The 8,967-nt window shown below is 72.8% G+C and carries 8 protein-coding genes; 2 read left to right on the plus strand and 6 right to left on the minus strand.

Annotated features, from left to right (window positions below; all coding sequences use genetic code 11):
• Positions 1 to 145: 145 nt before the first annotated feature.
• Positions 146 to 592, plus strand: a complete 447-nt coding sequence (locus tag KDK95_RS33055) for an RpiB/LacA/LacB family sugar-phosphate isomerase (RefSeq protein ID WP_212522299.1) — start codon at positions 146 to 148, stop codon at positions 590 to 592.
• A gap of 64 nt (positions 593 to 656) precedes the next feature.
• On the opposite strand, the gene KDK95_RS33060 is transcribed toward KDK95_RS33055, so the two are convergent.
• The 6 genes from KDK95_RS33060 to KDK95_RS33085 all read right to left on the minus strand — a co-directional run bounded on the left by KDK95_RS33060 (position 657) and on the right by KDK95_RS33085 (position 8,153).
• The gene (locus KDK95_RS33060) at positions 657 to 2,015 is read right to left on the minus strand and encodes an MATE family efflux transporter (RefSeq protein ID WP_212522300.1); all 1,359 of its coding nucleotides are present in this window, start codon (positions 2,013 to 2,015) and stop codon (positions 657 to 659) included.
• Between the two features lie 26 nt (positions 2,016 to 2,041).
• Positions 2,042 to 3,436, minus strand: a complete 1,395-nt coding sequence (locus KDK95_RS33065) for an NAD(P)/FAD-dependent oxidoreductase (protein WP_212522301.1) — start codon at positions 3,434 to 3,436, stop codon at positions 2,042 to 2,044.
• A gap of 294 nt (positions 3,437 to 3,730) precedes the next feature.
• Positions 3,731 to 4,750: a tyrosine-type recombinase/integrase gene (locus KDK95_RS33070; protein WP_212522302.1), complete on the minus strand. Its 1,020-nt coding sequence runs from the start codon at positions 4,748 to 4,750 to the stop codon at positions 3,731 to 3,733.
• 63 nt (positions 4,751 to 4,813) lie between these two features.
• Positions 4,814 to 6,343 carry a hybrid sensor histidine kinase/response regulator gene (locus KDK95_RS33075; protein ID WP_212522303.1) on the minus strand — a complete coding sequence of 510 codons (1,530 nt, stop codon included), beginning with the start codon at positions 6,341 to 6,343 and terminating at the stop codon, positions 4,814 to 4,816.
• Complete coding sequence (locus tag KDK95_RS33080; RefSeq protein ID WP_212522304.1) at positions 6,340 to 6,777, minus strand: response regulator; 438 nt, start codon at positions 6,775 to 6,777, stop codon at positions 6,340 to 6,342. The genes KDK95_RS33075 and KDK95_RS33080 overlap by 4 nt, the downstream gene beginning before the upstream one ends.
• Positions 6,774 to 8,153, minus strand: coding sequence for a sensor histidine kinase (locus KDK95_RS33085; protein WP_212522305.1), 1,380 nt, complete (start codon positions 8,151 to 8,153; stop codon positions 6,774 to 6,776). Before KDK95_RS33085 ends, KDK95_RS33080 begins: the two co-directional genes overlap by 4 nt.
• Before the next feature lie 291 nt (positions 8,154 to 8,444).
• Between KDK95_RS33085 and KDK95_RS33090 the strand changes: the two genes are divergently transcribed.
• Positions 8,445 to 8,852, plus strand: a complete 408-nt coding sequence (locus tag KDK95_RS33090; protein ID WP_212522306.1) for an Hpt domain-containing protein — start codon at positions 8,445 to 8,447, stop codon at positions 8,850 to 8,852.
• Positions 8,853 to 8,967: the final 115 nt, after the last annotated feature.

An 8,967-nucleotide genomic window follows, 5' to 3' on the forward strand; every position in this document is an offset into this window, starting at 1 on the left:
GCCCCGTCGCCCGCGCTCCCCGCCATGGAGATCGTTCCGCCGAGGGTGTAGAGGACGACCTCGTCAGCCATCGCAGCGCCTTTCCGTTGAACCGTGGACCGCCGCACACCCTACTTCAGGCGCCGGCCTTGTTACCCTCACCGGTATGCGTATCGCGGTGGCGGCCGACAGCCTGGACGGAGTGGCGCGGGAGATCCCCGCGGCACTGCGGGCGCTCGGCTACGAGGTGATCACCCACGGCGCGCTCGCCGACGGAGTCGCGGAGGCCGACCCGGCCGCCGTCTGGTCCGCCTGCGCCCGCGCGGCGGCCCTGGACGTCGCCGAGGGCCGCGCGGACGAGGCGGTGGTCGCGTGCTGGACCGGGACGGGCGTGTCCATCGCGGCGAACAAGGTGCCGGGGGTGCGCGCGGCGCTGTGCACGGACGCGGCGACCGCGGCCGGGGCGCGGCGCTGGAACGACGCGAACGTGCTCGCGCTGAGCCTGCGGCTGACCTCGCGGCAGGTGCTCGCGGAGATCATCGACGCCTGGTTCGACACGGACCCGAGCCTGGAACCCGGGGACGTCGCCGCGATCAGCATGGTCGAGCCCTAGCCTGGTTGCTCGGTGCTCGGTGCTCGGTGCTCGGTGCTCGGTGCTCGGTTGCTCGGCTTCGCCGCTAGCCCGCGTGCGCGCCGACCCGCATCCAGGCCGTGCCGCGGGCGCGGGCGTACAGGAACGCCAGGCGGGCGAGCGTGAAGACCCCGACGACGACCCACAGCCAGGTCAGGTTCCCGCCCGCGGCGAACAGGATCGCGAGCCCGATCAGGAACACGCCGGTGCACGCGAGCGACGCCCACGCCAGGTAGGTCGCGTCGCCCGCGCCGATCAGCACGCCGTCGAGCACGAACACGACGCCCGCGGGCGGCTGGAAGAGCGCCGCGACGAGCAGCACGGGCATGAGCGCGGCCGCGACCGCCTGGTCGTTGGTGAACGCTCCGGCGAGCACCGGGCTGAGCGCGGCCAGGCCCACGCCGGTGACCACGCCGAACCCGAGCCCCCACCGGTTCATCCGCGCCACCACCTGCCGGGTCGCGTCGGTGCGCCCGGCCCCCAGTTCGTGCCCGACGAGCGCCTGCGCGGCGATCGCGAGCGCGTCCAGGGCGAGGGCGAGCATGAACCAGAGGTTCTGCGCGATGGTGTTCGCCGCGAGCGCGTCCGTGCCGAGCCTTCCCGCGGCCCAGACGGCGGCCAGCAGGTAGACGCGCAGCCCGATGGTGCGCACGAGCAGCGCGAAGTTCGCCGAGAGCGAGGCGCGCACCGCGCGCGGGTTCGGCCGCGCCGAGACGTTCTCCCGGCGGCAGGCCTTCACGACGATGTACGCGTACGCGAGCGCCATCGCGCTCTGCACGCCCGCGGTCCCGGCGGCCGATCCGGCGATCCCGAGCCCGCACGGGTACACCAGCACCCAGTTCGCCAAAGTGTTGATGACGGCTGCGGCGGCCGCGACGACCAGCGGGGTGCGCATGTCGTGCAGGCCGCGCAGCAGGCCCGTGGCCGCGAGCACCAGCAGCATCCCCGGCAGCCCGAGCGAGCTGATCCGCAGGTAGGTGGCCGCGTACGGGGCGGCCTCGGCCCCGGCGCCGAGCCAGCGCACGATCGGGTCAGCGCCGAGGACCCCGACGACCGCCAGCAGCAGCCCGAGCCCGGCCGCCAGGTACATCCCGTCCACCCCGCGCGCCAGCCCCTCGCCGCGCCGGCCCGCGCCGATCAGCCGGGAGACCTGCGCCGTGGTGCTGTACGCGAGGAAGATGCACACGTTCACCAGCGTGTTCAGCGCCGCGCCCGCGGTGCCGAGCCCGGCGAGCTGCGCCGGCCCGAGGTGCCCGACGATCGCGCTGTCGGCGAGCACGAACAGCGGCTCGGCCAGCAGCGCGCCGAGCGCGGGTATCGCGAGCGCGAGGATCGCCCGTCCGGTGACCTCGGTCGCGGGCGTCTCCTGCGTCGCGTCCGCGACCTGCGCGGGTTCGGCTTCCACGCCACCGGATCATGCCATACGCGCGGTCACTGCTCCCGGCTGTCCGACTCCAGGCCCTCGATGATCCCGGAGATGTGCTCCGGGTCCGGGTACATGTCGGTGAACTCGTAGCCGGCGAGCGTGCGCGGCCGGTCCATGCCCATGTCCACCCGCAGCAGGTCGTCCCCTGCCACGCCGTGGCTGGCCCAGTTCCCGAGCACGCGCAGCCGGGACCGGATCGAGGGCATCGCCATGATGTGGTAGCCGCGCGTCGCGATCTGCGCCGGAACGCCGGAGAGCGGGATGCCGAGCGGCTTGGCGACCGCGCGGGGCCCGCCGAGGTCGACGACCAGGCCGAGGTCCTTGTGGTAGTACTCGCGCAGCGGGCGCCCGCCCATCGTGCAGATGACGTTGTCGGCCGCCACCTTCCCCTGCCGCATGGCGTGCTGCGCGGTCGGCGGGCACACGGCGCCCTCGACCCCGTCGCGCTGCTTGGCCAGGTCCGGCACCGCGGCGCAGTCGCCGAGCGCGAACACCCCCTCCCAGCCCGGCAGCCGCATGTCCGCGCCCACCACGAGCCGCCCGCGCGAGGTCTCGCCGAGCCCGCGCACCAGCGGCGAGGCCGCGACCCCGGCCGTCCACACGCACGTCTCGGTCGCCAGCGCCGTGCCGTCGGTCAGCTTCACCTCGGTGTCGGTCACCGCCGCGACCGAGGTGCCGAGCTTGAAGTTCACCCCGCGCCTGGCGAGCATCCGCATCGCCACCCCGCCGAGGTCCTCGCCGAGCTCCGGCATCAGCTTGTCGGCCAGGTCCGCGAGCGTCCACGAGATCAGCTCCGGCGCGAGCCCGGGAAGCCGCCGGGCCGCGTTCGTCGTCAGCTCCAGCAGGCACGCGCAGGTCTCCGTGCCGGCGTACCCGCCGCCGACCACCAGGAACGTGCACCGCCGCCGCTTCTCCTCCTCGGTGTTCGCGGCCGCGGCGAGCTCCAGCTGCGCGATCACGTGGTCGCGCAGGTTCAGCGCCTGCTTGAGCGTCTTCATCCCGCGCGCGTGCTCCGCGAGCCCCGGGATCTCGAACGTGCGCGTGACCGACCCGGGCGCGAGCACCAGGTAGTCGTACCGCAGCGCCTCGTCCTCCCCGGTGATCTTCTTCACGTAGATCGTCTTCGCCGGCAGATCCACCCCCAGCGCCCCGCCCGGCACCCGCAGCGTGTGCCTGAGCAGCCGCGCCAGCGGCACCGCCACCGAGGAGGCGGCCAGGACCCCGGAGGCGACCTGTGGCAGCAGCGGCAGGTAGAGCGAGGCGGAGGTCGGGTCGACCAGCAGGATCTGCGCCTTGTCCGGCGGCAGCCGCCGCTCCAGCCGCCGCACGCACGCCAGCCCGGCGAACCCGGCCCCGACCACGATGATCCGCGGCACTCCCGCCGCCCTGGTCTGCGTCATCGCTCCCGCCGCCTCCACTCAGATCGATCCGTGGTGCCGCACGTCCTCCGGCTGCCCTAAGCCCCTTCAGCCTCGCCCGATCGGCCGCATCCCGCACCCCGGCTGCGTCCGACGGGGTAGCGCGCCCGGCCGGTCAACGCCGTTCGGGCCAGGTATCCACCCATAGCGCCGTATCGCGATCGTGACAATAGGGGAGTGTTCTGGGTGCATGGGGCAAAAGGTTCACGGCTTCCGCTCCGGTTTTCCGGATTCCGGCCCCGGAAACCGGCTTGGCGCCTCAAGAAACGGCCGGCCCTACTCCACGGCCGCCTGCTCGCCCCCCGCCACCTTCCGCAGCGCCCTCGACGTCCTCGACGCGCGGATCGCGGCGCGCTGCTCCCGCGCGGTCGCGTCGATGTAGTTCTGGCTGGTCGTGAGCGACGCATGGCCGAGGAGGCGCATGATCTCCACGGCGCTGGCTCCGTCTTCGGCGAGGCGGGTGGCGAAGGTGTGGCGCAGGGCGTGCACGGAGGCGCCCCGCGGGACCTGGCCGGAGACGCCCGCCTCGCGGTAGGACCTCGACACGAGGTACTGCAGGGCGCCGCGGCCGAGGGGGGCGTTGTCGGTGCCGACGAACAGGGGGTCGGAGCGTGCGGGCTCACGGCCGCCGAAGCGGTCGGCGCGGGACTTGAGGTACTCGTCGATGACGGCTTCGAGTTCGGGCTCCACGGGGACGGCGCGTTCCTTGCCGCCCTTGCCGCGCACGGTCAGGATGCGCTCGCCGGCGCGCCCGCCCACGGAGGAGACGGTGAGTTCCAGCAGCTCCGTCGACCTGAGCCCGGCGCACAGCAGGACGGCGAGCACGGCGAAGTCGCGCTCGGGCCAGGGGGCGCGGCGCCGGGTGCGGTCGACGGGGGCGGCGGCGGACTCCAGGATGCGCTCGGGCGTGTCCTCGCCGCGCAGCGGCTTCGGATAGCGGTGCGGGGCCTTGGGCCGGCCGACGGAGCCCATCGGGTTGCCGGGGGCGAGCTCGTCGGCCACGAGGAAGGTGAAGAACTGGTTCCACACCGACCAGGCGCGCCCGATCGAGGACGCGGCGCGCGGTTCGGCGTACTCGGCGAACGCGGCCCGCAGCGCGCGCCCGGTCACGGCCTCCAGCTCCAGCTTCGCCGGTTCGCCGCGTCCGGCCTGCCTGGCGAGCACGGCGCCGACGCCGGCGAGGTCGCGGCGGTAGGCGGCGAGGGTGTTCGCGGACTGCTTCAGGGCGGTGCGCGAGCGCAGGAACTCCTCGATCGCCTCGGCGAGGGAAAGCGGGCCGTCTGCTGCGGAAACCATGCCCACGATTGTGCCAAGGATGATGATCAGAAGGCGGGAGGCGGGCACCGGTTCAGCAGTGCCTCACGAGGCGTGCGCAGTCTTCAGCACCCGCGCGACGGCGTTCAGCAGCGCGTCCTTCGTGAAGGGCTTGCGGATCAGGGCCATGCCGTCCGGCAGCGAGGTGCCGTCGGGCAGCGTCCCGGCGGTGTAGCCGGACATGATCAGCACCGGCAGCTCCGGGTAGCGCCCGCGGGCGGCGCGGGCGAGTTCGAGGCCGGTCATGCCCGCCATCACCATGTCTGTCACCAGCGCGTCGAACCGGTGCCCGTCGCCCGTCCGGATCAGGTCCAGGGCGGAGCCCGGGTCGGGCAGGCACACCGGGCGGTAGCCGCCGCGGCGCATCATCATGCCCACGAGATCGCGCACGGCGTCGTCGTCCTCCACCACGAGCACGCGCTGGCCGCCGCCGGGCTCCGCGCTCGGGTCGGCCGGCCGGCCCGCCTCGGCGGGGGAGAGCCGGGCGGGCAGGTCGATGCGCACGATGGTGCCGCCGCCGGGCCGGGAGAACAGGCCGATATCGCCGCCCGCCGCCTTGACCACCCCGTACGCCGTCGACAGGCCGAGGCCGGTCCCGGCGGCCGCGTCCGTGGTGAAGAACGGCTCGAACGCGCGGCCCTTGACCTCATCGGACATGCCGCCGCCGGTGTCCTCGACGCTGATGCGCACCATCGCCGTCTCGCCCGGCACGTTCGCCGTCCCGATCTGCAGCTGCCCGCCGTGCGGCATGGCACGCCGTGAGTTGGCCACGAGGTTGAGCAGCAGCCGCTCGAGCTCGCTGCGGTCGATCCGCACCGGCCACAGCTCCTCGGCCAGGCGCGTGGTGAACTCGATGTCCTCGCCGATCGCGCCGTGCAGCACCCGCTCGGTATCCGCGACGACGTCGTTCGCGTTCAGCGTCTCCGGATGCAGCGGCTCCTGCCGGGAGAACACCAGCAGATGCCGGGTCAGGTCCGCGCCGCGCTCGGCCAGCGTCCGGATCACGGTCAGGCCCTCGCGGTGCGGGTCGTCCTCCGGCATGTCGGCGAGTTCCAGGTCCGTGCGGCCCAGGATGACGGCCAGCAGGTTGTTGAAGTCGTGCGCGATGCCGCCGGCCAGCCGGCCGAGCGAGTCCAGGCGCTCGGCCTGCCGCAGCTTCTGCTGCATGCCGCGGTGCTCGCGCCGCTGCTGCGCCTGGTCCAGCTCCCGGCGGATGACCGGCACCAGCCGGGTCATCCGGTCCTTGAGCACGAAGTCGTGCGCGCCCGCGCGCATCAGCGTCGCGGCCTCCTCCTCGCCGATCCGCCCGCTGACCAGGATGAACGGCAGATCGTAGCCGCTCTCGCGCAGCAGCTCCAGCGCCTGATCGGCCCCGAACCCGGGCATGTGGAAGTCCGAGATCACCAGGTCGGGCGTGCGCTGGTTCAGCGCCTCGACGACATGCTCGGCGCGCTCGGCGCGCTCGTAGTCCACCTCCATACCGCCGCGCCGCAGGTGCGTGGCGATCAGCAGGGCGTCGTCGTCGCTGTCCTCGCAGATCAGCAGCCGGACCCGCGGCCCACCCCCGGCGGTCACGGGGCGACGCCTGTCCGCGGGCGGGGCTCGTTCACCCGCAGCCAGTACGTCGCGAGCGTGCGCACCACCGTCACGAACGTCGTGAACGAGACCGGCTTGCACACGTAGCTGTTCGCCCCGAGCCGGTAGCCCTCCAGCACGTCCCGCGGCTCCCGCGAGGTCGTCAGGATCACCACCGGCACGATCCGGGTGCGCGGATCCGAGCGCAGCCGGCCGAGCACCTCGAGACCGCCGACCTTCGGCAGGTTGATGTCCAGCAGCACCAGCGCCGGATCCACCGCCGGACCGTGCTCAGGCAGCAGCGCCTGCAGGCACGCCTCCCCATCCGCCACCGCGATGATCGGGTTGTCGAAGCCGTTCTTGGTGAACGCGCGCCGCGTCAGCAGCACGTCGTCCGGATTGTCCTCAGCCAGCAGGATCGGGGAATCGTTCACCGCGCACCGCCTTCCCGTAGCGCCGGCCGGTGCTCGGGCAGCACGAACCGGAACACCGCGCCGCGCTCGGGATGCCCCTCGGCCCAGATCCGCCCGCCGTGCCGGTTGATGATCCGCCCCACGATCGCCAGCCCGATCCCCGTCCCGGCGAAGTCGTCCACCGAGTGCAGCCGCTGGAACGGCACGAACAGCTTGTCCGCGTACCGCATGTCGAACCCGGCCCCGGTGTCCCGCACGAAGAACGCGCAACCCCCGTCCGCCAGCCGCTCCACCCCCACGTGGATCAGCGCCTTGTCCTGCTTCGCCGTGAACTTCCACGCGTTCGAGATCAGGTTCTGCAGCACCAGCTCCAGCAGCGCCGGATCGCCCGTCGCGTGCAGCCCGTCCTCCACGATCAGCTCCACCGGCCGCTCCGGGTCCCCCTCCGCCGAGCGCAGATCCGCCAGGATCCGCTGCGCCATCGCGCTCAGGTCCACCGGCCGCCACGACAGCTCCGCCCGCGTCGCCCGCGAGAGCGTCAGCAGGTCGTCGATCAGCCGGCTCATCCGCGTCGTCGCCGCCACCACCCGCGACAGGTAGTCCCGGCCCGTCGCGTCCAGCGCGCTCCCGTAATCCTCCAGGATCAGCTCGCTGAACCCGGCCACCGCCCGCAGCGGCGCCCGCAGGTCGTGCGAGACCGAGTACGCGAACGCGTCCAGCTCCCGCGTCGAGGCCTCCAGCTCCGCCGTCCGCTCCCGCACCCGCGACTCCAGGCCCGCGTTCAACGACTCCAGCCCCGAGTTCAACCGGTTGGCCTCCTCCTCGGCCCGCTTGAGATCCGTGATGTCCGTCGAGATCCCGCAGATCGCGTAATGCCGCCCCGCGATGTCCGTCAGCGGGTACTTCAGCGTGATGTACGTGTGCGCCCCGTCCACCTGCGGCACGGACTCCTCCGCCTGCACCGCCGCACCGCTCGCCAGCGCCTTCAGGTCGTTCGCCCGGAAGTCCGCCGCGGCCTCCGGCGGGAACATGTCGAAGTCCGTCCGCCCCACGATCTCCTCGCGCCGGATCCCGAACAGCTCCTCGTACCGCCGGTTGACCAGCAGGTACCGGCCCTCACGATCCCGCATGTAGATCACCGCCGGCGAATTGTCGATCACCTGCAGCAGCCGCTTCGCCTCCTCGTCCGCGGCCAGCCGCGCCGTCTCGGCCCGGATCAGCGCCAGCCGGCTGCGCATCGCCGCGGCCAGCGCCCACAGGCTCGTGGCCACCAGCACCAGCACCTCGACGAACGGCGGCAGCGAGAGCAGGGGAGTGCGGCGCGCCATGTCGCCGTGCGCGCGGATCGCCAGTCCGAGATCCAGCAGGCACACGACGACCAGCACGGACACGGCCACCGCGGTCGGAGTGAGCGCCGAGCGGAGGCCGGCCGGTGCTCCGGTTGTACCGGGACGCTGGCGCAAGGTCGCTTCGCCTCATCACGCGAGATGCAGGAACAGAACCATGCTCGGCCGACCGCAGCCCCACGGCAACCGGTACGGAGCACTTCGCCCGGAAAACGTCCGGAGAGCGCCCTTTTTTCCTTCTTGAGCAGAAGATGACGCGGCGCAGACCTCCTCTTCGCACAGCCGCCCGACGCTGGAGCCGAAGCCCCATGCGAACCGGAAGACCGGAAAGGGCGTGCGCACATGACCGGACCCGCGCGCCGTCCAAGACCCCACCCCGATCCCGAGGTCGGAGCCGTCAGCCGGGCCCAACTGGCCAGGGTGCGCGAAGACGTCGGCGAACTCTCCCTGCGCAACTACGTCAGCGCGTACCTCGACCTGCTGCCCGGCCGGCTGGAGCGCATCGACCAAGCGGTCGCCGCCGCCGACGGCGCCGAGGCGACCCGCGTCATGTTCGACCTGCGCGCCGCCAGCGCCATGCTCGGCGCCCGCCGGCTGCCCGCCCTGCTCTCCGCCCTGGAGACCACGCTCAACGTCGGCCTGCCCGCCTCGCCCGCCCAACTCGCCGTCGTGCGCGCCGAGGCCGACGCCGTCGCCGCCGCACTGCGCCGCTACCTCGGCAGCACCCTCGGCCCTACGTCAGCGGATTGACGAAACCCTGAGGATCGCTTGAAAGCGGCTGGAGCTTCGATACGGAAGCTCTCAGTAAAGGCTCAGTTAACCAGAGGTAAAAGGCTCAGTCTGCTGCCGACGGGCGGGAAGGAAC

The sequence above is a fragment of the Actinospica acidithermotolerans genome (assembly GCF_018139625.1).
GTDB classification, from domain to species: domain Bacteria; phylum Actinomycetota; class Actinomycetes; order Streptomycetales; family Catenulisporaceae; genus Actinospica; species Actinospica acidithermotolerans.